We start from the raw sequence: 527 nt of genomic DNA, 5'->3' as shown, positions 1-527 counted from the left end.
GCCGCGTTCCCCGGCGCTGTTGGCCTCTTCAGGGACCTCGACTCCCAGATCAGCCTGAGATTCCTGGCCCGCTTCGACTCCCAGGAGCGCGCCGACTGGCTCAGCGTGAAGCGTCTGGCAGCCTGGCTGAGCAGCGTCGGCTACTGCGGCCGCAAGGACCCCGCCGACCTGTTCGCCCACCTGCAGGCTGCGCCCCGCGGACCGGTCGGTCCCGACGGCGCCGCACGCGCCCACCTCACCCGAGCCATGCTGAACGTGCTGAACGAGCTCGTCGAGCAGATCGTGGCCCTCGAGGCCCAGATCGCAGAACAGCTCACCCTGCACGCCGACGCCCACATCTTCCAGTCCCTGCCCCGCGCCGGCACCGTGCGCGCCGCCCGACTGCTCGCCGAGATCGGCGACGTCCGGGGCCGGTTCCCCGACGCAGCCTCCCTGGCCTGCCTGGCCGGCGTCGCACCCTCGACCCGACAATCCGGCAAACACAAGGCGGTCACCTACCGATGGGCGGTGAACAAGGAGCTCCGCGA

At 71.2% G+C, this 527-nt stretch carries 1 protein-coding gene; it reads left to right on the top strand.

Annotated elements, in window-relative coordinates:
• Positions 1–527, top strand: a 527-nt coding sequence (locus tag FRW57_RS22765; protein WP_152187151.1) for a transposase, incomplete at both ends; no start/stop codon positions are given.

Origin of the sequence: Segeticoccus rhizosphaerae (genome assembly GCF_009192725.1) — a bacterium.
Classification (GTDB): domain Bacteria; phylum Actinomycetota; class Actinomycetes; order Actinomycetales; family Dermatophilaceae; genus Segeticoccus; species Segeticoccus rhizosphaerae.
The sequence above is the reverse complement of the archived record's forward strand: the minus strand, read 5'-3'. Positions and strand labels throughout refer to the sequence as shown.